Source organism: Roseateles sp. P1_C6, assembly GCF_056406315.1.
This window is the reverse complement of sequence record NZ_JBFUAK010000005.1, coordinates 69467-93473: the sequence shown is the minus strand read 5'-3', so window position 1 is coordinate 93473 and position 24007 is coordinate 69467. Positions and strand designations below refer to the sequence as shown.

Below are 24007 nucleotides of genomic sequence, written 5' to 3'. Positions count from 1 at the left end.
TCACCAGGTGTCGATAAAACGGGTGTCCGGGGGGCGCACGCGCGCCGAGGCCAGACCGCGTGCCAGCCAGGCGCGCGTGTCGGCGGGGTCGATGACGGCATCGATCTCCAGCGTCGCCGCCAGGTTGATCGCTTCGCCGTTGGCGTATTGCTGGGCGACCAGGCGCTGGAAGAGTGCCTCGCGGTCCGGCCCCTCCGGCAGCGCCGCCAGCTCCTTGCGAAAGCCCAGCCGCACGGCGCCCTCCAGCCCCATCGCGCCGAACTCGCCTGTGGGCCAGGCGATGGTGAACACCGGCCGGTGCAGGCCACCTGCGGCCAGCGCCATCGCGCCCAGGCCATAGCTCTTGCGCAGCACGACGGCGAAGAAGGGCACGCGCAGCGCGCCGGCGGTGACGAACAGGCGGCTGACATGCCGCACCTGGGCTTGCGCCTCGATGTCCGGCCCGACCATGAAGCCCGGCGTGTCGATGAGGCTGATCAGCGGCAGGCCATGCGCGTTGCACAGCTGCATGAAGCGGGCGGCCTTGTCGGCGGCGTCGGCGTCGATGGCGCCGCCCAGGTGCAGCGGGTTGCTGGCGATGACGCCCACCGGCCGGCCCTCGATGCGCGCCAGCGCCGTGTGCAGGCCGGTGCCGAAACCCGTGCGCAGCACAAGCACGCTGCCCTCGTCGAACAGCGACGGCAGCACCGCCCGGCTGTCGTAGACGCGCAGCCGGTTCTCCGGCACCACGTCGCGCAGCCGTCGCGCATCGGGCGCTGTCCAGTGCGGGCGGCGGCCCTGGAAGAAGGACAGGTAGTGGCGCGCGGCGGCCACGGCCTGGGCCTCGTCGTCGACCAGCACGTCGATGACGCCATTGCCGTGCTGCACATCCGCCGGGCCGATCTGCTCGGGCTTGAACACGCCCAGCCCGCCACCTTCCACCATGGCCGGGCCGCCCATGCCGATGTTGCTGCGGCGCGTGGCGATGATGACGTCGCTGCAGCCCAGCAGCGCCGCATTGCCGGCAAAGCAGCGCCCGGCGGCGATGCCGACGACGGGCACCCGGCCCGACAGCGCGGCGTAGCTGGCGAAGGTGGGCACATGCAGGCCGGCGACGACCGGCATGTCGGTGTCGCCCGGCCGGCCGCCGCCGCCTTCGGCGAACAGCACGACGGGCAGGCGCTGTTCGGCGGCGATGCCCAGCATGCGGTCGGTCTTGGCATGGTTGCGGGCGCCCTGCGTGCCGGCCAGCACGGTCGCGTCGTAGGCCATGACCACCGTGCGGGCAGCCTCTGCGCCGAACTCGCTGCCGTTGACCGCGCCGATGCCGGTGACGATGCCGTCGGCCGGCGTGTTGGCGATCAGGTCTTCGGCCGTGCGGCGGCGCGACTGCGCGGCGACGGCCAGCGCGCCGTACTCGATGAAGGAGCCGGCGTCGCAGAGGTCGGCGATGTTCTCGCGCGCCGTGCGCTGGCCCTGCGCGTGCCGCCTGGCGATGGCGTCGGGGCGGGCGGCGTCCTGCGTGAAGGCGCTGCGGTCGAGCAGGCGCTGCAGGTCGGGGCGGATGTGGTCCGGGTCGCTTGCGGTGGTCGTGTCGACGGCTGCCGTCGTGTCGTCCGTGGGCGCCAGCGTCAACAGCGGCTGGCCGCTGACGACCTGCTGCCCGGCCCCGGCCAGCAGCGCGCTGACGCGGCCCGCGCGCGGCGCGGCGACCACGTGCTCCATCTTCATCGCCTCGACGACGGCCAGCTCGGCGCCGGCCGCGACCAGGTCGCCGGCCGCGACGCTGAGCTGCAGCAGCCGCCCGGCCATCGGTGCCGGCACGGCCTGCGGGTCGGCGCTAGCGTCAGTCCGCTCGGGCAGCAGCTCGGGCAGGTGCGCTTCCAGCCAGCCCGTGTGCAGCTCGCTGCCGCCCAGTTCGGGCCGCGCGGCCAGCGTGCGCAGCAGCGCCAGGTTGGTGGCGACGCCTTCGATGCGGCATTCGGCCAGCGCGCGCTGCGAGCGCCGGAGGGCGTCGGCGAACTGCGGGCTGCGCGACGACACGATGAGCTTGGCCAGCAGGCTGTCGTACAGCGGCGACGGCGTGCTGCCCGCCACGCCATGCGTGTCCACGCGCACGCCGGGGCCCTGGGCCAGGTCGAAGCGGTCCAGCCGGCCGTCGCCTTCGGCGTTGATGCGCCACTGGATCGCAAAGCCCTGCGCCGGTGGCGGCTCGCTCAAGCCCAGCTCGGCCAGCCGGCGCCCGGCGGCGACGCCGATCTGCAGCTGCACCAGGTCCTGGCCGGTGACGGCCTCGGTGACCGTGTGCTCGACCTGCAGCCGCGCATTGGCCTCGATGAAGACGAACTCGCCGCGCGCCACGTCGACGAGGAACTCGAAGGTGCCCAGGCCCAGGAACTTGGCCGCGCGCGCCATGCGCAGCGCGGCGTCGGTCAACTGTGCGCGCAACGCGTCGCCCAGCACCGGGCAGGGCGCCATCTCGACCAGCTTCTGGAAGCGCCGCTGCAGCGTGCAGTCGCGCTCGCCCAGCGCGACGACGTCCACGCCGTCGCCCAGCACCTGCACCTCGATGTGGCGGGCACCGCGCATCAGCCGCTCGACGTAGACGCCGTCGACGCCGAAGGCCGCGCCCGCCTCGGAGCGGCAGCGCTCGAACGCGGCCGGCAGCGCGTCGGCGCTCAGCACCGCGCGCATGCCGCGGCCACCGCCGCCGGCGAGGGCCTTCAGCATGACGGCCCCGCCGCCCGCCGCGGCGAAGAAGGCCTGGGCCTGGTCCAGCGTCACGGCGCCCGCGCTGCCCGCCAGCACCGGCACGCCGCATTGCTGTGCCAGGGCGCGCGCGCTGGCCTTGTCGCCAAAACGCGCCAGCTGCGCCGGCGTCGCGCCGATGAACACCAGTCCGGCCGCGGCGCAGGCCTGGGCGAAATCGGCCCGCTCGCTCAGGAAGCCGTAACCCGGGTGGATGGCCTGGCAGCCGGTGCGCAGCGCCACGGCGACGAGGCCGTCTATGTCCAGATAGGCCGCCGGCCCGCTGGCCGGCAGCGCGACGACCTCGTCCGCGGCGCTGGCGTGGCTGGATGCCGTGTCGTCCGCGGCGTGCACGGCAACGGCATCCAGGCCGAGGTCGTGCAGCGCGCGCAGCACGCGCAGCGCGATCTCGCCACGGTTGGCAACGAGGACTTTGCGGAAGGGGCGAGGGGTGGGATCGACCATGGCTGGGCGGCATCCTAGGGCCGTGCGTGCCAAACCACCGGCTGGCCAGGGCGTGACGAATGGGCGGTCGACGCCCCCTGCCTAGAATTCGCGGCCCCTAACCCTAGGGGGCAGTTCAGGAGACCCCCTTGAAGCCCGTGACCTTCGCTGCCGCCTGCAGCCTGGCCCTTGCCTTGACCCTCGCGGCCACGATGCCGCAGGCGCAGACCGCGCCCGCCACCGCGGCGCCCAGCCTCGAGCAGATCTTCCGCGCCGAGCCCTACCGCGGCGAGAACGCCAAGGAGGCCGCCTTCAGCCGCAGCGGCCGCTACCTGGCCTATCTGTGGAACCCCTTTGGCGAGCCGGGCACGGACCTCTATGTGCACGACACCCGCACCGGCAAGACGCAGCGCCTGACGTCGCCGCAGCTGATGGCGGCCTTCGACGCGCCCGAGGACACCGAGCGTTTCGACAGGAAGCTCAAGCAGCGCCAGACCGAGTACGCCGAACGCCAGGCCCGCGAGGTGGCGCAGCAGGCCTATCTGCGCGGCGACAAGGTCGACCTGTCGCAGTGGGAGCGCGCCGCGCTGGAGAAGGTCAAGCAGGAGCTGGCCGACAAGAAGGCCAAGGACGACGCGCAGAAGGCCGCCGACAAGGCCGAGGCCGAGGCCGAGAAGAAGGCCATGGCCGAACTGGCCGCCAGGCGTGCCGGCAAGCCGGTGGTGGCTGCCGCCGCGGCACCGGCGTCCGCCGCGTCGGCCGCCGCCGACAAGGCCAAGGAGACCTGGGAGCTGCGCGACGAGCTCAAGAAGAAGCTGGTGCGCGACAAGCTCAAGCCCGCCGACCTCTACCCCGGCCCGACGCAGTTCGTCTGGGCGCTGAAGGCCGACGAGCTGATCTTCCAGTACCGCGGCGGCCTGTACCGCTGGCAGGTGGGCGAGGCCGCGCCGGTGGCGCTGCTGACGACGCAGCGCGACCTGCGCATCGTCGCCTACACGCCGGACGACGGCGGCTTCATCTACACCGACGACGGCCGCGTGCTGCGCGCCCGCTTCGCGCAGGCCGGGGCGCAGGTGCTCAACCGCGACCTCATCCACCCGGACGACGAGCAAAAGAAGTACCGCATCGTCGAGACGCAGATCAGCGAGAACGGCCGCTGGATGTCGCTGGTGGCGCGCGCGCCGGTGAACCCGCCCGGCCCCGACGGCAAGCCCGTGCCGCCGCCGACCGGCCGCCAGGTCGAGATCATGAATTACAGCGACCGCTGGGCCACGGCCAAGAAGGTCAATCGCGAGGTGTCGGACGACAAGCGCACGCTGCAGCCGATGGCGCTGTACATCCGCCAGGTGCCGGCCGGCGCCGAGCCGCCGCGCAAGCAGCCAGCGCCGGTGTTCACGCACACCGGCGGCGACGTCTGGTTCGAGATGAGCACCGTGGCCTGGGCGCGCGACGGCAGCCGCTACGCGTTCACGACCTGGGAGCGCGAGAAGGAGCTGCTGCGCGTCTACCTCGGCAATGCCGACGAGAACGCCAAGCCCGAGATGGTGCTGGAGCGCCGCGGCGACGTGGGCCACGAGGTGGTCAACGTGCTGCAGCCGCGCTTCACGCCCGACGGCAAGCTGCTGGTGCTGACGCTGGACGAGACCGGCTGGCGCCAGCCCTACGGCATCAACGTCGAGGACAAGGTGCTGCGGCCGCTGGTCAAGGGCGAGTTCGAGGCCCACCAGGTGGTCGGCTTCACGCCGGACAGCAAGGCCATGTTCGTGCTGGCCAACCAGGGCGATGCGGCGGCGATGAACCTGTTCCGCGTCGACCTGGCCACCGGCGGCATGACCGCGCTGGGCGCGCCCGGCGAGTACCACCGCGCGGCGGTGTCATCGTTCGACGGCCGCTGGCTCAGCGCCAACGCCGGCAACTGGGCCCAGCGTCCCGAGCTGAAGCTGCTGGCCGCCGACGGCAAGACCGCAAGCCGCGTGCTGACCGACTCCACCGACAAGGCCTGGAGTGCGCTGAACCTGCTGCGCCCGGAGCGCTTCCACTTCACCAACCGCCATGGCGACCGCATCGAGGCCTACGCCTTCAAGCCCGCCGGCTGGCAGGCCAGCGACAAGCGCCCGGCCGTGGTCTACGTCTACGGCGGCCCGCTGAACGACCGCCACATCGTCGAGGTCGACAGCTTCCAGAACACCGCCTACCTGTTCGGCCAGTACATGGCCGCCAAGCATGGCTACGTGACCATCGCCGTGGACCCGCGCGGCCACAGCAACTACGGCCGCAAGTTCTCCGACGCCAACTGGGAGCGCGCCGGCGAGCCGCAGGCCGAGGACCTGGAAGACCTGGTCAAGCTGCTGCCCGCGCAGTTCGGCGTGGACGCCGGCCGCGTGGGCCTGAACGGCTGGAGCTTCGGGGGCTTCCAGACGCAGTACACGATGTACACCAGGCCCGACCTGTTCGCCGCCGGCATCGCCGGCGCCGGCCCGACGGAATGGGAGAACTACAACAGCTGGTACAGCGGCCGCACCATCGGCAAGGTCGACCGGACCAAGCCCAACCTGCGCAAGTACTCGCTGCTGCCGCTGGCGCGTGGCCTGAAGAAGCCGCTGCTGCTGGTGCACGGCATGCAGGACCCCAACGTGCTGTACCAGGACACCGTCAACGTCTATCGCGAGCTGCTGGACTCGGGCAAGGAGTCGCTGGTGGAGCTGTTCCTGGACCCGGACGGCGAGCACGCGCTCGGCGGCGCGGTCAAGCCGGCCGGCTGGCACCGCAAGTACGAGGCCTTCTGGCTGCGCAACCTGGGCCGCGCCACGCCGGCGCGCTGATCAGTTCAGCGGCCGCAGCTGCGTCGCCAGCACTTCCTCGGCCACCTTCTGGCCGAGGCGGTAGCCGACGTCGACGGAGTTGCGGAAGTGCACGCCGCTCCACACGCGTGACGACGCCAGCTCCTGGCCCAGCGCCTCGGGCGTGGCCCAGCTGCGCGTCATCGACAGCGCCGAGTTGACCCACACCAGCGGCGCCTTGCTGTCGCCGCGGAAGGCGGCCAGCAGCGCCTGCAGCGTGCCGCCGCCGACGGCGCCGCCCGAGGGGTAGTCGCTGTTGGGCGGCGTGTGGATCAGCGGCTCCCAGCTCGCGTCGCGCAGCTTGGCATCGGCAAACGCGCCGCGCAGCGCGTTGTAGGGCCGCCAATGGCGGTACTTGGTCTTGATGCCCGTGTAGACGATGCGCGAGTCCAGGTCGGCCATGTCCGTCAGCGCCAGCATGCGCGCGAACTCCAGCGGCGTGGCCTTGTTGGCCTCGGCCAGCGTCTTCAGCATCTGCACGCCGTCCTCGCCCTCGCCGGAGTTCCAGAACAGCGCGATGACCGACTGCTCGCCGGTGCGCGCCGTGCTGACGCGGCCGCCCAGCGCCTTCACCTCGGCCAGGTCGCGCTGCGCCACGGCGCTGCCGACGGCCGGCGGCGGGCCGGGGTCGAACGCCGCCACGTCGCGGATGCCGAAGGGCTTCATGCGCGCCAGGCCCACGCCCGACTCCTGCTTGGCCTCCGGTGTCAGCACATGGATGCCGGGCGCCGGCTCGACCTTGGGCGGGTCCACGCGCGCGAAGCTGTCGTCGGCGCGCAGCGCCAGCAGCGCCAGGCCCACGCGCCGGCCCAGTGCCACGCCCTTGGCGCGCGCCGTGGCGTCGCTGACGGCCTTCAGCGACGCGTCGTAGGTCTTGTCGATCAGCGCCTGGTCGGCGCCCGGCACGCTGCCCAGCACGACACGCGCCGCCGCCGCGACAGCGGCCTCGGGTGCGGCGTCGGGCACCGGCGTGGGGGCCGGGCCATAGGCCTGGTAGCGCGGCGTGATCGCGTTCAGCGCGTTGAACATCGCCAGGTCGGTCAGCAGCACCGTGTGCAGCCATTGCGAGCGTGGCGACTTGGCCAGCACCTTGGGCGCGGCCTCGGCCCAGTCGCTGACGATGTCGGCGTGCACCGGCGCGGCGGCCAGGCACAGCGTCAGCAGCAGCCCGCAGGCGGCATGAGGGAATCTGGACATCGCATCTCCCGGTGGCAAAGCGGCGACGCTAGCCGCGCTACCACCGGGGCGCAATGCCCTTCAACGCGAACTCAGCGCGTGGCGAGCGCAGCTGCCAGCCGCTGGCTGGGTTCGCCGAAATAGGGCGCTGCCTCCGGCCGCGCCTGCAGGATGGCCTGGGCCTGCTGCTGCAGCGCGGCGGCGGCCTGGCGTCGGCCGGCGCCGAGTTCGCACAGGCCCTGGGCCGCCAGCAGCCGGGCCAGCACCGGGTTGTCGGGGCCGCTGTCGACGCGCACCTTGCGCGCCAGCTGCAGGCTCTGTGCCAGGTCGCTCGCGCCGGCCTGCCACTGCTTCAGCGCGCAGCGCGCCTCGCCGCGGATGGCCAGCACGACCTGCGCGTCGAACTGGCTGATGCGGTCGGTGCCGGGGTGGAACCAGGCCTCGGGCAAGGCCTTCAGCGCGGCCTCGGGCTGGCCGTCGTTCAGCAGGATGCGGGCGCGCGAGGCGTCCATCATGTGGTTGTAGCGCAGCGGGTCGGGCGTGGCCTCGCCACGCGCGGGCTCGAAGCGCGGCGCGCCGTCCAGCAGCGCCAGCGCCTGCCTGACCTTGCCGGCCTTGGCCAGGTTCTCCGCCGCCGAGCTGTACTGGAAGGCCGTCATCGGGTTGCGGCCCATGCCGCCGTCCAGGCGCGCCTTCAGCGCCATCTGGTAGCCGTGGTCGGCCTCGTCGTAGCGGCCCAGGCCCTCGTTGACGTCGCCCAGCGTGTGCCCCAGCCGCAGCCGTTCGCCGGGCGTGCGCGCCCAGGCTTCCAGCGCCGGCAGGCTGCGCGCCAGCAGGGTCTGGGCCTCGACGGCGCGGTTCATGCGCGCCAGCACGGTAGCTTCGTGCAGGTCCATCAGCGCATCGATCTCCCCGGCCACCGGCTGGCCGCGTTCGGACAAGGCCTTCAGCCGTGCGCGGCTGTCCTGGATGGTCTTCAGGGCCTCGTCGCCGCTGATCTGGAAGAAGGCCGTGAAGCGCGCCGCGGCGAACGCGGCCGCCGTGAAGGCCTCGCGGATGCGGTGCTCGCCGCCCAGCTCGTGCAGCGCCGCCAGCGCCTGCGACAGGTGCCGATCGGACAGCTGGCGATCCTGGGACTGGATGGCCGCCTCGGCGGCGCTGAGCTGGATGACGACATGGTCCAGCGGCGCCGTGGCGGCATGCTGCTGCGCCAGCTGCACCGCCGCCTCGTGCAGGCGGGCCGCGTCGTCGCGGCGGTTGGCCAGCGCCGACAGCTGAGCGCGCAGCGAGGTGGCCCAGGCCGCGTCCATGCCGGTGGGCTGCCCGGCCTCGATGTCCTGCACGGCGGCCTGGGCCTCGGATGCGGCCTGCCGCCGCACCAGCGCACGCGCCAGCAGGATGCGCGCAGGCATGCTGGGCTGGGCCTGCAGCGCGGCGCGGGCCTGCTGCTCGGCGGCCAGTGGGTCGCGCGCGTCCAGCAGCGTGCGGGCCAGCGCCAGCCTGGCCTGGGCCAGCTGGGGAGCCGCGGCCTGGGCCTGCGTCAGCGCGGCGATCTGGCGCGCGCCGATGTCGGAGGCCAGTCGGAAAGCGCCCATGCGCCCCAGTACCGCGCCGACGGCGCCATACAGCTCCGCGCGCTGCCCGTGCTGTTCGGCAAAGCGCTGCTCGATCAGCTCGGTGCTGCGCTGGAACAGGCCTTGCGCGCCGCCGGCCTGGTCGCTGGTGCTGGCGCGCACGACGTCGCCCACCAGGCTGCGCGCGGCCTCCTCGCGGTGCACGGCGTCCCAGGCCAGCGCGGCCTGGCGCCAGGCCACGCCGATGCCCACCGTCAGCGCCAGCAGCGCGATGCCGGCGGCCCAGGCCCAGGGGCGGTACAGGCGCAGTAGCCGGCGCAGCGACCGCCAGCCGCTGTCCGGCAAGGCCATGATGGGACGTCCGTCCTGGTGGGCCTGCAGGTCGGCCGCGAACTCCGCCGCGCTGCCGTAGCGGTCGGCGGGGTCGGGCCGCAGCGCGCGGGCCAGCATGGCCTGCAGCTCGTTGCGCGCCGGCTGCGGGATGGTGGCGGGCAGCGCCGGCGTCTCGCCGGACAACGGCAGCCGGCCCGTGATCAGCTGGTGCAGCATGACGCCCAGGCTGTAGACGTCGGAGCGCGCGTCCGCACGGCTGCCCTCGATCTGCTCGGGCGCGGCGTGGCGCGGCGTGTGGGCCGAATCGCCCACGGCGTCGCCCAGCAGCTCGGCGATGCCGAAGTCCAGCAGGCGTGGCGTGCCGTCGGCGGCCACCAGCACGTTGCTGGGCTTGAGGTCGCGGTGGATGACGCCCTGGGCATGGGCATAGGCCACGGCGCCCAGCACCTGCAGCATCAGCGTCAGCGTGGCGCGCAGGTCCAGGCCGTGCGACTTGACGTGGTCGTCGATCGGCTGGCCGGCGACGAACTCCATGGCGATGAAGGGCCGGCCCTGGTCATCGCGGCCGGCGTCGTACAAGCGGGCGATGTGGGCGTGCTCCAGGCGGGCGCTGATGCGCTGCTCGCGCTCCAGCCGCGTGGCCAGCGCCTCGCTCCAGGCGCGCCGCGGCAGCTTGAGCGCCACGCGGCGGTCGTAGGCGCCGTCCGCGCGCTCGGCCAGCCAGACCGAGCCCATGCCGCCCTGGCCGATCTCCCGGATGAGGCGGTAGGGGCCGACCTGCTCGCCCCCGTGCGCGCTGGGCAACTCGCTGGCCAGCCGGGGCAGCGTCGCCATCGCGCCGGCGGCCAGACGCTGCTGGTCGGCCAGCATGTGGGTCAGCTCCTCGCGCAGCTCGACCGGCTGCCGCGCCAGCCAGGCCGGGCGCTCCTCGGGCGGCAGGTCCAGCACCTCGTCGAGCAGCGCGCTGAGGCGCGTCAGCTGGGCGATGTCCAGCGTCATGTCAGCCGCCCTGCGGCAAACCAGGCCTGCGGGCCGAGCGCCGGGCCGTTCCCAAGCCCACCCCTCGGGGGACCGGCCAAGGTATGCCTTGGGCGAGGGGCCTCATGTCAACGCAGGAGGGCCAGCAGCAGGATGCGGGCCTTCTCCCAGTCGCGCCGCACGGTGCGCTCGGTCAGGCCCAGCGTCTCGCCGATCTCGGCCTCGGTGTAGCCGCCGAAATAGCGCATCTCGACCACCTGGGCCAGGCGCGGCTCGGCGGCCTGCAGCGCGCCCAGCGCATCGTGCAGGCGCAGCACCTCGTCGGCGTCGGAAGGCAGGTCGACCTCCACCTGGGTGTCCAGCGTCAGCGCGTCGCCGGCGCGCGGGCGGCGCAGCGTGTCGACGATGAACTCGCGCATGACGCGGGCCGCGAAGGCGAAAAATTCGCGCCGGCTTTCGGGCCGCAGCCGCGAGCTGCGCGCCAGGCGCAGATAGCTTTCATGCACCAGCTGGGTGGTGTTCAGGCCGCCGGCGTGGCCGCCGCTGTCGCGCAGCCGGGCACGGGCCAGCTCGCGCAGCGCCGGGTAGGCGGTGGCAAACAAGGCGTCCTGCGCGCCGGGCTCTCCGGCGTTGACGCGCGCGATCAGCGCATCGACTTCATCAATCTGCATGACCAGATCTTCCCTCATCCCTTGCCATAAGCTTGCGGCCATGGTGATCCCCGACCTGCCGCTCGACGAAGACCGACGCCTCGCCCGCCTGGCCGCGCTGGCCGTCATGGACACCGAGCCCGAGCCGCTGTTCGACCACCTGACCGCCCTGGCCGCGCAGATCTGCGGCACGCCGGTGGCGCTGCTGGGCCTGCTGGACGAGCGCCGCCAGTGGTTCAAGGCCGCCGTCGGCTTCAGCCGCAGCGAGACGCCGCGCGCGCTGACCTTCTGCGCCCACACGTTGCTGGCCGACGGCCTGTTCGAGGTGCGCGACGCGCGTCTGGACGGTCGCTTCGTCGACCACCCCGACGTGCGGGCCAAGCCGCCGCTGCGCTTTTACGCCGGCGTGCCCATCCGCCTGGACGACGGCAGCCACCCCGGCACGCTGTGCGTCGTCGACTTCCGCCCGCGCGAACTGAGCGAGGCGCAGCGCGAGGCGCTGATGCGCCTGGCCGATGCCGCGGCCGAGGCGCTGATGATGCGCGAGCGCGCGCTGGCCGGTGTCGACTCGGCGGCCGCCGAGCAGCCCTTTCGCCTGCTGGCCGAGACGGCGTCGCTGGGCATCTTCCGCGCCGACGCGGCCGGCCTGTGCGTCTACACCAACCCGGTCTGGCAGCGCATCTACGGCATCGGTGCGCAGGCCGCGCTGGGCGAGGGCTGGGCGGCGGCGCTGGTGCCGGACGACGCCGCCTCGGCGCTCGACCACTGGCGGCGCTGCGTGGCGCAGCGCCAGGCCTTCGAGATGCGCTACCGCGTGCGTCGGCCAGGCATGGCCGCGCCGCGTCAGGTCTGGGCGCGAGCGCGGCCGCTGCTGGCGGTCGACGGCGCGCTGCTCGGCTTTGTCGGCGTCACCGAGGACGTGACCGACAAGCTCACCACCGAGCGCGAGCTGCACGAGAGCAAGGCGCTGCTGGACCGCACCGGCCGCGTCGCCGGCGTGGGGGGCTGGAGCCTGGATCTGCAGACCCAGGCCGTCGTCTGGAGCGACCAGACCTGCCGCATCCACGACCTGGAGCCCGGCCATCAGCCCACGCTGGAGGAGGCCATCGGCTATTACAAGCCCGAGGCGCGCGCCGCCATCGAGGCGGTCGTGCAGCGCGGCATCAGCCACGGCGAGCCGTGGTCGCTAGAGCTGCCCCTGGTCACCGCCAAGGGCCGCGAGATCTGGGTGTTGTCCCAGGGCCAGGTGGACTGGCAGGACGGCGTGCCGGTGCGGCTGGTGGGTGCCTTCCAGGACGTCACCGAGCACCACCGCGCCGCGGTCGAGCTGGAGCACAGCCGCCAGCGCCTGCGCGCGCTGTACGAATCGACACCGGCGCTGATGCATTCGGTCGATGCGGCAGGGCGGCTGCTGAGCGTGTCGGACCGCTGGCTGGAGCGCCTGGGCTACCGGCGCGAGCAGGTCATCGGCCGCATGATGGACGACTTCCTGACGCCCGAGTCCAGCGCCCAGGTGCGCGACATCTACCGCCCGGCGATGTGGCGCGACGGCCATGTCGACGACTGCCCGGTGCAGCTGATCTGCGCCGACGGCCGCTTGCGCGACGTGCTGGTGTCGGCGGTGGCCGAATTCGATACCGACGGACAGCCGCTGCGCGCGCTGGCGCTGGTGGACGACATCACCGAGGAGTTGAAGCGCCGCGCCGAGCTGGCCCAGGAGCAGCAGATGCGCCGCCAGACCGAACGCCATGTGCAGGAGCTGGACCAACTGCTGCGCGAGCGCTCGGAGATGCTGGACGTGCTGGCCCACGAGGTGCGCCAGCCGTTGAACAACGCCAGCGCCGCGCTGCAAAGCGCCGCTGCCAGCCTGGCCGGGCGCGGGGAGCGCCAGGCCCAGGAGCGGCTGACGCGCGCCCAGGCCGTGCTGGGCCAGGTGCTGGCCGGCGTCGACAACACGCTGGCCGCTGCCAGCCTGCTGGCCGGCGGCGGGCGCATCGCGCGGCTGGACACCGACATCGACACGCTGATCGCCGTGACCATCGCCGACCTGCCGCGCGACCAGCGCGACCGTGTTGTCGTGCACCGCCACACGGCCACGCGCACGGCGCTGATGGACATGAGCCTGCTGCGCCTGGCGCTGCGCAACCTGCTGTCCAACGCGCTGAAGTACGCGCCCGGCGTCAGCCCGGTGGCGCTGCACGTGATGGACTTCGACGAACCGGCGGCGCTGCAGTTCGAGGTCGCCGACGCCGGCCCCGGCATCCCGCGCGAGCTGCTGCCGCGGCTGTTCACGCGCGGCGCGCGCGGCGGCGGGCATGAGTCGGCCCACGGCCTGGGCCTGTACATCGTCCGTCGCGTGATGGATTTGCACGGTGGCAGCGCTGAATTGCTGCGCACCGGCCCCCTGGGCACCGTGATGCGGCTTACGCTGCCGCAAGCCGGTTGATGCGCTTTCCCACGCTCTAGACTGGCCGCCCGTCAGCGCTGCCCTTCGACCATCCGATGATCGACTCCCACGCCGCCGCCCCCCCACCGCCTGCCCGGCCCGCGGCCGGTGTCTCGCCTGCCCCGGCCCGGCGGCTGTTCAGCCTGCGTGGCCAGCTCAGCCTAGTGCTGGGCGGCCTGGCACTGGCCATCCTGACCCTCGTGGGCGGCTATCTCGGCAAGCTGGCGACCGACGAGCTCTACACGGCCCAACAGGCCGCCGTGCGCGCGACGGCGCAGAGCGCGGCCGAGCTGCTGGCCACGCAGTTGCGCGACCGCGAGCGCGAGATCGAGCTGCTCAGCGTCGCGCCTTTCCTCGGCGAAGGCTCGCTGGACTCGGCACGCGTGCGCGACGCGCTGGACCGCCGCGCGGCGCTGCACGACGAGTTCGCCTGGATGGGCGTTGCCGACCCGGACGGCCTCGTGCTGCAAGCCAGCGGCGGCATGCTGACGGGCCGCTCGGTGGCGCAGCGGGAGTGGTTCATCGCCGCGCGTGAACGCATCTACGTGGGTGACGTGCACGAGGCCAAGTTGCTGGCGACGATGCTGCCGGCCCAGCCCAACGGCGAGCCGACGCGCTTCATCGACTTCGCCGCGCCGATACGCGACGCCGACGGCCGGTTGCGCGGCGTCGTCGGCGCCCACGCGCACTGGCGCTGGGTCACCGGCCTGGTGGACGGCGTCACGAGCCGCCAGCACCCGGGCAGCGGCATCGACGCCCTCATCATCGACCGCCAGGGCCGCGTGCTCTACCCGGAGGCACTCAAGCTCGCGCAGGCGGCCGGCGACACGGTGCTGCCCAAGCTGGTCAACGGCCGCTTCGAGGGCGAGCTGGAATTCGACGGCAAGCCCTACCTGACCAGCGAGGCCACGCTGCAGGCGCGCACCAACGCCGAGCTGGGCTGGCGCATCGTGGCCCGCCAGCCGCTGGAGCTGGCGCTTCGCCCCGTGCGCGACCTGAGGCGCGAACTGGTGCTGCTGGGCGGGCTGGCCGCGGCCGTGCTGACGCTGGCCGCACTGCTGCTGGCGCGGCGCATCAGCCAGCCGGTGGAACAGCTGGCACGCATCGCCGAGCGTGTCGAGAGCGAGCGGCGCATCCCCGATTTCCCCGCCAAACCCGCTGCGCATGAGCTGGCCCGGCTCAGCCAGGCGATGCAGTCGATGGCGCGCTCGCTGCTGGACACCGAGCGCGAGCTGCAGCAGGCGAACTCGACGCTGGAGGCCCAGGTGCAGCAGCGCACGGCCGAGCTGCAAGCCGCCAACGCGGCGCTGGAACACCTGGCCACGCGTGACCCGCTGACCGGCCTGCACAACCGCCGCAGCCTGGATGCCCGCCTGGCCGAGGCCCAGGCGCTGGACCACCGCTACGGCCGCCAGAACGCCCGCGTGCACGGCCTGCTGCTGGTGGACGTGGATCACTTCAAGCGGGTCAACGACCAGTTCGGCCACCCGGTCGGCGATGCGGTGCTGCGCCAGCTCGCGCAGCTGTTGCAGACGTCGGTGCGCGTCACCGACGTCGCGGCGCGCTTCGGCGGCGAGGAGTTCGCCGTGCTGCTGCCCGAGCTGGCCGGGCCGCTGGATGCCGTCATGGCGGCCGAGAAGATACGCGCCGCGGTCGAGACGACGGTCTTCCCCGAGGTCGGCCATGTGACGGTCAGCATCGGCGTGAGCCTGGCCTCGCCGGAGGACGCCGACGTGCGCCCGCTGATCGACCGCGCCGACGTGGCGCTGTACGAGGCCAAGCGCGGCGGCCGCAACGCCGTCGTGTTGAAGACGGCCGAAGACGTGAATTGAGTCACGGCCGGGCGCGGTGGGCGGCGCCTTTCGCGGCCACCCCATGGCCGTGTGCAAGAACTCCCCGCAGCGTCGCCGCGAGGGGCCTCCTACGCTGGCGGCCATGTCCGAAGCTGCCTCTACTGCCGCCAAAGCCACCCTGGCGCCGCCCAGCGCCGCCGGCTGGCAGCGCCTGGCCGAGCGGCTGCGGCAGTCGGCCGGCCTGATCCTGCCGGCCACCAGCGGCGCGCACGTGGCGGCCCGGCTGGCACCGCGGCTGCGCCGCCTCGGGCTGGACGGGTTCGATGCCTATGCCGCGCTGCTCGATGAGGGCGGCGCCGAGCTGGCGATGGCGCTGGACCTGCTGACGCGGCCCGAGGCCGGGTTCTTCCGCGAGCCGGCGCAGTTCGAATCGCTGGAGTCGGAATTCGGCCGGCTGCGGCCGGCGCGCCTGCGGCTGTGGAGCGCCGCCACCGGCTGCGGCGAGGAGGCCTACAGCCTGGCCATGCTGCTGAGCGACCTGCAGAACGCCGGGCGCATCGGTGTGGACTGGGCCGTGCTGGGCACCGACATCAGCGCCGGGCTGCTGCGCGGTGCCGCCGAGGGCTTGTACGCGGAGCCCCGGCTGACGCCCGAGCGGCTGCGCCACCACGCGCTGGGCGGCGCGGTATCGACGGGTCTGGTGCAGATGCAGGCCGCGCTGCGCGAGCGCGTGCGCTTCGCGTGCCACGACCTGCGCGGGCCGCTGGCGTCGGACGAGGTCTTCGACGCCGTGCTGCTGCGCCAGCTGCTGGTCTATGTCGACGCGCTGACGCGCCGCGAAATCATCACGCAGGTGCTGGCAAGGCTGCGGCCCGGCGGGCTGCTGCTGGTCGGCGCGGCCGAGCAGGCGCTGGTCGATTCGGCCGAGCTGACGCCGCTGGGCGGTGGCGCGTTCCGCAAGAACGGGAGCGACTGAACCGCTAGATCAGCTGCAGCGGCGCGCGGAACACATAGCCGACGCGCGACTTGCTCTGCAGCGGCACCAGCGTGGGCGTGGCGCGCTCGATGCGCCGGCGCAGCCGGTAGATGGTGGCGGACAGGCCGTCGTCGGCCTCGCCCTCGGGCAGCTCGCGGCCCAGCTTGTTCAACAGCGCCTCGCGCGTGACCGGCTCGCCGCCGGCCTGGGCAAAGCATTCCAGCAGCTGGCGGTCGGCCTCGCTGAGCTGGATGCGCGTGCCGTCCGGCACGACCAGTTCGCCGCTGGCGCGGTCCAGCTTCCAGACGGCATCGGCCGCCGACGGCTTGGCGACGCGGCGCTGCACGGCGGCGATGGCCAGCGACACCTGCTCGAACTGCACCGGCTTGACGAGGTACATGTCGGCACCGGCCGTGATGACCTCGCGGAACACTTCCGCGCCCAGGCGGCCCGACACGACGACGATGCCGGCATCGGTACGGCGGCGCAGGATCTTGATCAGCTCCACGCCGTTGACGCCCGGCAGCATCAGGTCGACCAGGTAGAAGTCGAACGAGAAGGCCTCGGGCGCCGCCAGCAGCGCGTTGCTGTCGTCGAAACGGCTGACCGCGATGCCTTGCTCGAGCAGGAATTGCGTCAGAAACTCCGAATACTCGGCGTCGTCATCGATCAGGGCGAGGGATTTGGGTTGCATGGCAGCGCGGGAAAGCACGAGAGCGAGCAACCGGGGAGTTTGCCGCATGATGGAGGCGTCAGGCCCCATCCAATCGCGCCTGCGTGAAGGCTTCACGCCAGGTGCGCGCCATAAATGATTGACACTGGCCTAGTTCCGTGAGAAATCAAGAACCAGAACGGCGCACGAGGAGACAACGATGCCCGACGCTGCGTATGAAGAAGAGGCTGAAGACCCTTTGGCCTGGCTGCAACCAGGCTGCCGTGCGGCGCCGGCCGAGGCGCTGCGCCGCATCCAGCTGCTGTGCGGCGGCTGGCCGGACCTGTACGCCGCGATGTTCCTCGTGCTGGCGACGCACCAGGAGCTGCCACGCGACGTGCTGGCAGCGGCGATCAAGCAGTGCCGCCCCGACCTGGAGGCCTACACGCGCGAGGACGTCGTCAGCCTGCTGACGGCGATCTGGAACGGCGGCAAGAGCGGCTTCGACGCGGTGCTGCGCACGCGCGCCAACTCGCCCAAGAAGGGTGGCGGCGCCTTCTCCTGGGTCAAGGAATAGCGGCTACTTCTTCAGGCCCAGCGCGGCCCAGCCGTCGTGGCCCAGCCGGGTCAGCGTGTCGAGGTTGTTCTCGTAGATGGCCGCCGTGTCGGGCATGGCCTCGACGGCGCGTTCGATGCTGTCCTCGCGCAGGATGTGCAGCGTGGGGTAGGGCGAGCGGTTGCTGTAGTTGGCGATGTCGTCGGGCTCGCTGCCATCGAACTGGTAGCCGGGGTGGAAGTCGGCGATCTGCAGGATGCCGTCCAGCTTCAACTCCTCCACCAGCGCATCTGCCGCATCCAGGAAGTCGTTGAAGTCCAGGAAGTCGGTCAGCACGCCGGGGTGGATCACCAGCGTGGTGTCGACCTCCTCCGGGTCGGCGCGGTTCAGCGCCAGCAGCTCGCGGGCCAGGTCCTTCAGCAGCGCCTCGGGCTCGGTCGCGTCGCTGACGACGTAGCGGATGCGCTCGTTGACGTGCACGGCCTTGGCGAACGGGCACAGGTTCAGGCCGATGACGGCCTTGACGACCCAGTCGCGGGTGTCCTGGATGATCTGCTCGGAATTCATCGCGGCGTGTTCAACCATTGCTCGGCCATGCGCACCCACATCGAGCCGCCCAGTGGGATCAGCTCGTCGTTGAAGTCGTAGCTCGGGTTGTGCAGCATGCAGGGGCCCATGCCGTGGCCGCCGATGCGGTGGCTGCCGTCGCCGTTGCCGATCAGGAAGTAGCAGCCCGGCTTGTCCAGCAGGTAGTAGCTGAAATCCTCGGCGCCCATGGTCGGTTCGAACTCTTGCACGTTCTCAGAACCGACCATGTCGGTCAGCACGCGGCGCACGAACTCGGTCTCCTGCGGGTGGTTGATGGTCGGCGGGTAGTTGCGGCGGAACTCGAACTCGGCCGTCAGCTCGAAGGCGCCGGCCAGCTGCTCGGTCATCTCCTTCATGCGGCGCTCGAACAGGTCCAGCAGCTCCAGCGTGAAGGTGCGCACCGTGCCTTCCATGACGACCGAGTCCGGCACCACGTTGGTGGCCTCGCCGGCGTGGATCATGGTCACGGAGATGACGCCCGGGTCGATGGGCCGCTTGTTGCGCGACACGATGGTCTGGAAGGCCGTGACCAGCTGGCAGGCGGCCGGCACTGGGTCCAGGCCCAGATGGGGCATGGCGGCGTGCGAGCCCTTGCCCTTGAGCGTGATCTTGAACTCGTTGCTGGACGCGAACACCGGGCCCGACTTCAACGCGAACTGGCCGGCCTGCATGCCGGGCCAGTTGTGGGCGCCGAACATGGCCTCCATCGGGAACTTCTCGAACAGGCCATCCTTGATCATCTCGCGCGCGCCGCCGCCGCCCTCTTCCGCAGGCTGGAAGACCAGGTAGACCGTGCCGTCGAAGTTGCGGTTCGTCGCCAGGTGCTTGGCCGCGGCCAGCAGCATGGCCGTGTGGCCGTCATGCCCGCAGGCATGCATGCGGCCGCGGATGCTGCTGGCGTGCGGGAACTCGTTGCGCTCGGTCATCGGCAGCGCGTCGATGTCGGCGCGAAGGCCCACGGCGCGGTCGGACGCGCCGTTCTTGACGATGCCCACGACGCCCGTCTTGCCCAGGCCGCGGTGGATGGGGATGCCCCAGTCGGTCAGCGTCTTGGCGATGACGTCGGCGGTGCGCTCCTCGTGGAAGCAGAGTTCGGGGTGCTTGTGCAGGTCACGGCGGATGGCGGTGATGGCCGGCGCGTCGGCCAGGATGGTGTCGATGAGCTTCATGAGAGGGTGACTTCAGGCTCTGTGAGGTGCTGAGTTTAGGATTGCGGCCGTGAACATGCGTCGCAACGTCCGAAGCTGGCTTTTGTGGCTGGCCCTGCTGCTGCCCATCGCGCAAGCGATGGCCGGCGTGCACGCGTTGTCGCACGTGGGCGACCGCCAGGACGATGGCATCGCCCATCTGGTCCATTGCGACCTGTGCCTGACGGCCGCCGACCTCGGCGCCGGCGCGCCGGCGGCCGAGCCGCCGCTGCTGGCGGCCAGCCCGGCCGTCCATGCGGCGCCGCTGGCTACCACGGCCACCGCAGCCCGCACGGCCGACACCGGCCTGCCGCCGGCCCGCGCACCGCCTCTTTCCGCCTGAAACCAAGCCTGTCCCGCGCCCGGTCATCGGGGCGCGGGTTCTTGTCTTTCTTGCGGAAATCTCCCTCATGCGTTCCTTTGCCCTGGCGCCGCTCGCGGCCGCCTGTCTTTGCCTTTCTGCCCAAGCCGATCCTGCTGAATCTCTCGACAAGGTCGTCGTCACCGGCAACCCGTTGAAGAGCCAGGTGCTGGCCCAGCCCAGCGATTCCCTGTCCGGCGACCAGTTGACGCTGACCCGCGCCGCCAACCTCGGCGACACGCTGCAAGGCCTGCCCGGCGTCGCGGCCACCAACTTCGGCCCCAACGCCAGCCGGCCCAGTATCCGCGGCCTGGATGGCGACCGCGTGCGCATCCTGAACAACTCCGGCGCTTCCGTGGACGCGTCCAACCTCAGCTTCGACCACGGCGTGGCGATCGACCCTTTGGTCATCGACAGGGTCGAGGTGCTGCGTGGCGCGGCGGCGCTGCTGTACGGCGGCAATGCGGTGGGCGGCGTCGTCAACACGCTGGACAACCGCATCCCGCGCACGCTGCTCCAGGGCTTGAGTGGCGCGGCCGAGGTCCGCCTGGGCGGCGCCAGCCGCGACAAGAGCGGCGCCGTCGTGCTGGACGGCGGCAGCGGCCAGGCGCACTCGGGCTTTGGCTGGCACGTGGACCTGGCCGGCCGCGACGCCGACGACCAACGCGCGCCGCGCTTCGCCAGCCCGACCGAAGACGGCAGCGAAACCCGCAACAGCGTGCGCAACTCCGCCGCGCGCAGCCAAGGCGGGGCGGTGGGCGGTTCGGTGTTCTTCCAGGGCGGCTTTGCCGGCGTGTCGGTGGACGACTTCCACACCAACTACGGCACGACCGCCGAAGAGGACGTGACCATCCGCATGCAGCGCCAGCGTGTGGCCACGGCCGGTGAATGGGCGACGGCCGATGGCCCTGTCCACCGCATCAGCTGGCAGCTCAGCCGCAACCGCTACGAGCATGTCGAGATGGAAGGCGACGAGGTCGGCACGACCTTCAAGAGCCGCGGCACGGACGGGCGGCTGGAGGTCGAGCATGCCGCCCTGGGTCCGGTGAAGGGCCTGGTCGGGCTGCAGACCGAGGCCCTCAATTTCTCCGCGCTGGGCGAGGAGGCCTTCGTGCCCAACACGCGCACGCGCAACACCGGCGTCTTCGTGCTGGAGCAGGCCCGCCTCGCCGGCGTGGACTGGTCGGCCGGCGCGCGCACCGAGCGCGTGACGGTGGACTCGGACGGCGGCGACCGCTTCGGCGCGGCGCAGTCGCGGCGCTTTCGCCCGCTGAGCGTGGCGCTCAGTGGCGTGCTGCCGCTGAGCGATGCCTGGAGCCTGAGCGCCAATCTGAACCGCACGCAGCGCGCGCCGGCCTATTACGAGCTGTTCGCCAACGGCCTGCATGTGGCCAGCGCGGCGTACGAGCGTGGCGACGCGACGCTGGGCCTGGAACGCTCCAAGGGCTTGGACGTCGGCTTGAAGTGGGAGGGCGACGGCAGCCATGTGCACGTGAACGTCTACGAGACCCGCTTTGCGAACTACATCGCGCTGCAGGCCACCGGCGAGACGGCGGACAACGACGGCGAGACGGTGCCGGTCTACGCCTTCCAGGCCGTGCCGGCGCGGCTGCGTGGCGTGGAGTTGGAAGGCCGCTGGCAGGTTCACCCCGCCGTCGCGCTGCTGAGCCAGCTCGACGCGGTGCGCGGCGACAACCGGGCGACGGGCGAGCCGCTGCCGCGCCTGGCGCCGCTGCGCGCGATGCTGGGGCTGGAAAGCAAGTGGGGCGAGTGGTCTGGCAAGCTGGAATGGCGCGGTGCCGCGCGCCAGACCCGCGTGGCCCAGTTCGACACGCCCACGGCCGGCTACGGCACGGTGCGCCTGTCCGTCGCGCGCCAGTTGCGCTGGGGCCAGACCGACGCGCTCTGGTACCTGAAGCTCGACAACCTGGGCAACAAGCTGGCCTACAACGCGACGGCCGTGCCAACCATCCGCGACCTGTCGCCCCAGGCCGGCCGCTCGGCCAGTACAGGGTTGCAACTGCGTTTCTGATCCTCCAAGCCGGTGTACAACCGTGCATGCCGCCCATGCACCGGGCGGCATGCACGCAAGTCGTGCGTGCGCGCACCAGGAGCTTCTTTCCAGCGCGGGCGCGGAACTTGCGTCGCGAGCCAGGGAACAGGAGCGACGATGCAGACCGCCTTTGACGAGATGAACGCTGCGGGGTCCAAGACCCGCGCCCATTACGAGGGCTATGCCCGCTGGCTGGCGGAACAGCCCGAGTCGCTGATGCGGGAGCGCCGCGAGCAGGCCGAGCTGATCTTCCGCCGCGTGGGCATCACCTTCGCGGTCTACGGCGACAAGGATTCGGGCGAGGGCACCGAGCGCCTCATCCCCTTCGATCTGATCCCGCGGGTCATCCCGGCCACCGAGTGGACGTCCATGCAGGCGGGCCTGGCCCAGCGGGTGACGGCGCTGAACCGCTTCATCCACGACGTCTATCACGACCAGGAGATCCTCAAGGCCGGCATCGTGCCCGCCGACGAGATCCTGAAGAACGCGCAGTTCCGCCCCGAGATGATGGGCGTGGACGTGCCCGGCGGCGTCTACAGCCACATCGCCGGCGTCGACATCGTGCGCGCGGGCAACGCCGACGGCTCGGGCGACTACTACGTGCTGGAGGACAACCTGCGCGTGCCCAGCGGCGTGAGCTACATGCTCGAGAACCGCAAGATGATGATGCGGCTCTTCCCCGAGCTGTTCGTGCAGCACCGCATCGCGCCGGTGGCGCACTACCCCGACCTGCTGCTGGACACGTTGCGCAGCGTGGCGCCGTCGGGCGTGTCCGACCCCACCGTCGTCGTGCTGACGCCGGGCATGTACAACTCGGCCTACTTCGAGCACGCCTTCCTGGCGCAGCAGATGGGGGTGGAGCTGGTCGAGGGCCAGGACTTGTTCGTCGACGGCGGCTTCGTGTACATGCGCACCACGCGCGGCCCCAAGCGCGTCGACGTCATCTACCGCCGCCTGGACGACGACTTCCTCGACCCCACGGTGTTCCGCGCCGACTCGCAGCTGGGCTGCGCCGGCCTGGTGGGCGCCTACAAGGCCGGCAAGGTGACGCTGTCCAACGCGATCGGCACCGGCATCGCGGACGACAAGTCCATCTACCCCTACGTGCCGAAGATGATCGAGTTCTACCTCGGCGAGAAACCCATCCTGCAGAACGTGCCGACCTATGTCTGCCGCGACAAGGACGACCTGGCCTACACGCTGGCCCACCTGTCGGAGCTGGTCGTCAAGGAGGTGCACGGCGCGGGCGGCTACGGCATGCTGGTCGGGCCGGCCGCGAGCAAGGACGAGATCGAGTCCTTCCGCCAGCGGCTGGTCGCCAACCCCGGCAACTACATCGCGCAGCCGACGCTGTCGCTGTCCAGCTGCCCCACGTTCGTCGACAGCGGCATCGCGCCCCGTCACATTGATCTGCGACCCTTCGTGCTGTCGGGCGCCAGCGTGCGCATGGTGCCGGGCGGGCTGACGCGGGTGGCGCTGAAGGAGGGATCCCTGGTGGTCAACAGCAGCCAGGGCGGCGGGACCAAGGACACCTGGGTTCTGGAAGACTGAAGGGAACGATCAAGATGCTTTCAAGAACCGCTGACCATCTTTTCTGGCTGAGCCGCTACCTCGAGCGGGCCGGTCAAGCGCGAAGCGCTTGTGGCGAAGCCAGAACACAGCAGAGCGCGTCAGCGCGGGCGGTGTTTTCGGCCAACGAATGGGAGTCGAAGCATGCTGTCTAGGACTGCTGACCACCTTTTTTGGCTGAGCCGCTACATCGAGCGGGCCGAAAACACCGCGCGCATGCTGGACATCGCCTACCAGACCTCGCTGCAGCCGCAGTCGGCCGACGAGTCCGAGCAGTCCTGGCGCAGCCTGGTGTCCATCTCCGAGCTGAACAGCCTGTACGGCACCAAGTATTCGACGATCAACAGCCGCAGCGTCATGGAATTCATGGTGGCCGACGAGGACAACCTCTCGTCCATCTTCAACTGCCTGCGTGCCGCGCGCGAGAACGCCCGGGCCGTGCGCGGCGCGCTGACGACCGAGGTCTGGGAGACCATGAACCAGACCTGGCTGGAGTTCCGCCGCCTGCTGCGCGAGGGCGCGCTGACACGCGACCCGTCGGCGCTGTTCGAGTGGGTCAAGTACCGCTCGCACCTGTCGCGCGGCGTCACGGTCGGCACCATGCTGCAGGACGAGGCCTTCCACTTCATCCGCATCGGCTCCTTCCTGGAGCGGGCCGACAACACGGCGCGGCTGATCGACGTCAAGTTCTACCGCCACGACGGCACCGGCACCGAACGCGACGCGGCGCGCGACTTCTACTACTGGTCGGCCGTGCTGCGCTCCGTGTCGGGCTTCGAGATCTACCGCAAGGTCTACAGCAACGTCATCCAGCCCGACAAGGTTGCCGAGCTGCTGATTCTGCGCCCCGACATGCCACGGTCGCTCTCGCATTGCGTGACGCGCATGCTGGCCAACCTGAAGCGCGTGGCCAATGCCCAGTCCGGCGAGACGCTGCGCCGCGTCGGCCGCCTGGAGGCCGAGCTGGCCTTCGGCCGCATCGACGAAATCCTGGCCAAGGGCTTGCATCCCTTCCTGGACGGCTTCCTGGCCGAAGTGGCCGATCTCGGCGCGGGCATCAGCCGCGATTTCCTCGTCCCTTCGACCTGACCCACAGGGCCACGC

17 protein-coding genes are annotated in these 24007 nt (G+C 71.5%); 10 read left to right on the top strand and 7 right to left on the bottom strand.

Features of this window, described 5'->3' with window-relative positions; translation table 11 throughout:
* Positions 1–3192: a carboxyl transferase domain-containing protein gene (locus tag AC1D29_RS11835; protein WP_477897449.1), complete on the bottom strand. Its 3192-nt coding sequence runs from the start codon at positions 3190–3192 to the stop codon at positions 1–3.
* Positions 3193–3329: 137 nt separating this feature from the next.
* On the opposite strand from AC1D29_RS11835, the gene AC1D29_RS11830 reads away from it, so the two are divergent.
* Positions 3330–5993, top strand: coding sequence for a S9 family peptidase (locus tag AC1D29_RS11830; protein ID WP_477898298.1), 2664 nt, complete (start codon positions 3330–3332; stop codon positions 5991–5993).
* Here the strand turns inward: AC1D29_RS11830 and AC1D29_RS11825 are convergent, their stop codons facing one another.
* From AC1D29_RS11825 to AC1D29_RS11815, 3 genes are all read right to left on the bottom strand, one after another.
* Positions 5994–7208, bottom strand: a complete 1215-nt coding sequence (locus tag AC1D29_RS11825; RefSeq protein ID WP_477897447.1) for a vanadium-dependent haloperoxidase — start codon at positions 7206–7208, stop codon at positions 5994–5996.
* Between the two features lie 71 nt (positions 7209–7279).
* Positions 7280–10093: a protein kinase domain-containing protein gene (locus AC1D29_RS11820; protein WP_477897445.1), complete on the bottom strand. Its 2814-nt coding sequence runs from the start codon at positions 10091–10093 to the stop codon at positions 7280–7282.
* Positions 10094–10200: 107 nt separating this feature from the next.
* The gene (locus AC1D29_RS11815; protein ID WP_477897443.1) at positions 10201–10743 is read right to left on the bottom strand and encodes an ECF-type sigma factor; all 543 of its coding nucleotides are present in this window, start codon (positions 10741–10743) and stop codon (positions 10201–10203) included.
* A gap of 40 nt (positions 10744–10783) precedes the next feature.
* Here AC1D29_RS11815 and AC1D29_RS11810 point away from each other — a divergent pair, with 40 nt between their 5' ends.
* The 3 genes from AC1D29_RS11810 to AC1D29_RS11800 all read left to right on the top strand — a co-directional run bounded on the left by AC1D29_RS11810 (position 10784) and on the right by AC1D29_RS11800 (position 15937).
* Positions 10784–13168 (top strand): PAS domain S-box protein, encoded by a 2385-nt coding sequence (locus AC1D29_RS11810; RefSeq protein WP_477897441.1) that lies wholly within the window; start codon positions 10784–10786, stop codon positions 13166–13168.
* Between the two features lie 56 nt (positions 13169–13224).
* Entirely contained in the window at positions 13225–15000 is a 1776-nt protein-coding gene (locus tag AC1D29_RS11805; RefSeq protein ID WP_477897439.1) for a sensor domain-containing diguanylate cyclase, read from the top strand.
* 103 nt (positions 15001–15103) lie between these two features.
* Entirely contained in the window at positions 15104–15937 is an 834-nt protein-coding gene (locus tag AC1D29_RS11800; protein ID WP_477897437.1) for a CheR family methyltransferase, read from the top strand.
* A gap of 4 nt (positions 15938–15941) precedes the next feature.
* Here AC1D29_RS11800 and AC1D29_RS11795 read toward each other — a convergent pair whose 3' ends face one another.
* The gene (locus tag AC1D29_RS11795) at positions 15942–16631 is read right to left on the bottom strand and encodes a response regulator transcription factor (RefSeq protein ID WP_477897435.1); all 690 of its coding nucleotides are present in this window, start codon (positions 16629–16631) and stop codon (positions 15942–15944) included.
* A gap of 178 nt (positions 16632–16809) precedes the next feature.
* Here AC1D29_RS11795 and AC1D29_RS11790 point away from each other — a divergent pair, with 178 nt between their 5' ends.
* A complete protein-coding gene (locus AC1D29_RS11790) occupies positions 16810–17166 on the top strand; it encodes a hypothetical protein (protein ID WP_477897433.1) in 357 nt (118 codons plus the stop codon).
* Between the two features lie 3 nt (positions 17167–17169).
* Here AC1D29_RS11790 and AC1D29_RS11785 read toward each other — a convergent pair whose 3' ends face one another.
* The gene (locus AC1D29_RS11785) at positions 17170–17730 is read right to left on the bottom strand and encodes a DUF1415 domain-containing protein (RefSeq protein WP_477897431.1); all 561 of its coding nucleotides are present in this window, start codon (positions 17728–17730) and stop codon (positions 17170–17172) included.
* Entirely contained in the window at positions 17709–18902 is a 1194-nt protein-coding gene (locus AC1D29_RS11780; RefSeq protein ID WP_477897429.1) for a M20 aminoacylase family protein, read from the bottom strand. The genes AC1D29_RS11785 and AC1D29_RS11780 overlap by 22 nt, the downstream gene beginning before the upstream one ends.
* A 49-nt stretch (positions 18903–18951) precedes the next feature.
* Between AC1D29_RS11780 and AC1D29_RS11775 the strand changes: the two genes are divergently transcribed.
* The 5 genes from AC1D29_RS11775 (at position 18952) to AC1D29_RS11755 (ending at position 23992) form a co-directional block, all read left to right on the top strand.
* The gene (locus AC1D29_RS11775; protein ID WP_477897427.1) at positions 18952–19263 is read left to right on the top strand and encodes a hypothetical protein; all 312 of its coding nucleotides are present in this window, start codon (positions 18952–18954) and stop codon (positions 19261–19263) included.
* 67 nt (positions 19264–19330) lie between these two features.
* Positions 19331–21313 (top strand): TonB-dependent receptor, encoded by a 1983-nt coding sequence (locus AC1D29_RS11770; RefSeq protein WP_477897425.1) that lies wholly within the window; start codon positions 19331–19333, stop codon positions 21311–21313.
* 138 nt (positions 21314–21451) lie between these two features.
* On the top strand, positions 21452–22885 hold the full coding sequence (locus AC1D29_RS11765) for a circularly permuted type 2 ATP-grasp protein (protein ID WP_477897423.1): 1434 nt from the start codon (positions 21452–21454) through the stop codon (positions 22883–22885).
* A gap of 14 nt (positions 22886–22899) precedes the next feature.
* A complete protein-coding gene (locus tag AC1D29_RS11760) occupies positions 22900–23058 on the top strand; it encodes an alpha-E domain-containing protein (RefSeq protein WP_477897421.1) in 159 nt (52 codons plus the stop codon).
* Positions 23048–23992 carry an alpha-E domain-containing protein gene (locus AC1D29_RS11755; protein ID WP_477897419.1) on the top strand — a complete coding sequence of 315 codons (945 nt, stop codon included), beginning with the start codon at positions 23048–23050 and terminating at the stop codon, positions 23990–23992. Before AC1D29_RS11760 ends, AC1D29_RS11755 begins: the two co-directional genes overlap by 11 nt.
* Positions 23993–24007 lie beyond the last annotated feature (15 nt).

Bases quoted from the DNA above. Each gene is read 5' to 3' on its own strand.
- AC1D29_RS11760 (WP_477897421.1), top strand. From the start codon at position 22,900: ATGCTTTCAAGAACCGCTGACCATCTTTTCTGGCTGAGCCGCTACCTC.
- AC1D29_RS11755 (WP_477897419.1), top strand. From the start codon at position 23,048: ATGCTGTCTAGGACTGCTGACCACCTTTTTTGGCTGAGCCGCTACATC.
- AC1D29_RS11810 (WP_477897441.1), top strand. From the start codon at position 10,784: ATGGTGATCCCCGACCTGCCGCTCGACGAAGACCGACGCCTCGCCCGC.
- AC1D29_RS11795 (WP_477897435.1), bottom strand. From the start codon at position 16,631: ATGCAACCCAAATCCCTCGCCCTGATCGATGACGACGCCGAGTATTCG.
- AC1D29_RS11825 (WP_477897447.1), bottom strand. From the start codon at position 7,208: ATGTCCAGATTCCCTCATGCCGCCTGCGGGCTGCTGCTGACGCTGTGC.
- AC1D29_RS11815 (WP_477897443.1), bottom strand. From the start codon at position 10,743: ATGCAGATTGATGAAGTCGATGCGCTGATCGCGCGCGTCAACGCCGGA.
- AC1D29_RS11785 (WP_477897431.1), bottom strand. From the start codon at position 17,730: ATGGTTGAACACGCCGCGATGAATTCCGAGCAGATCATCCAGGACACC.
- AC1D29_RS11780 (WP_477897429.1), bottom strand. From the start codon at position 18,902: ATGAAGCTCATCGACACCATCCTGGCCGACGCGCCGGCCATCACCGCC.
- AC1D29_RS11805 (WP_477897439.1), top strand. From the start codon at position 13,225: ATGATCGACTCCCACGCCGCCGCCCCCCCACCGCCTGCCCGGCCCGCG.
- AC1D29_RS11820 (WP_477897445.1), bottom strand. From the start codon at position 10,093: ATGACGCTGGACATCGCCCAGCTGACGCGCCTCAGCGCGCTGCTCGAC.
- AC1D29_RS11790 (WP_477897433.1), top strand. From the start codon at position 16,810: ATGCCCGACGCTGCGTATGAAGAAGAGGCTGAAGACCCTTTGGCCTGG.
- AC1D29_RS11765 (WP_477897423.1), top strand. From the start codon at position 21,452: ATGCAGACCGCCTTTGACGAGATGAACGCTGCGGGGTCCAAGACCCGC.
- AC1D29_RS11835 (WP_477897449.1), bottom strand. From the start codon at position 3,192: ATGGTCGATCCCACCCCTCGCCCCTTCCGCAAAGTCCTCGTTGCCAAC.
- AC1D29_RS11800 (WP_477897437.1), top strand. From the start codon at position 15,104: ATGTCCGAAGCTGCCTCTACTGCCGCCAAAGCCACCCTGGCGCCGCCC.
- AC1D29_RS11770 (WP_477897425.1), top strand. From the start codon at position 19,331: ATGCGTTCCTTTGCCCTGGCGCCGCTCGCGGCCGCCTGTCTTTGCCTT.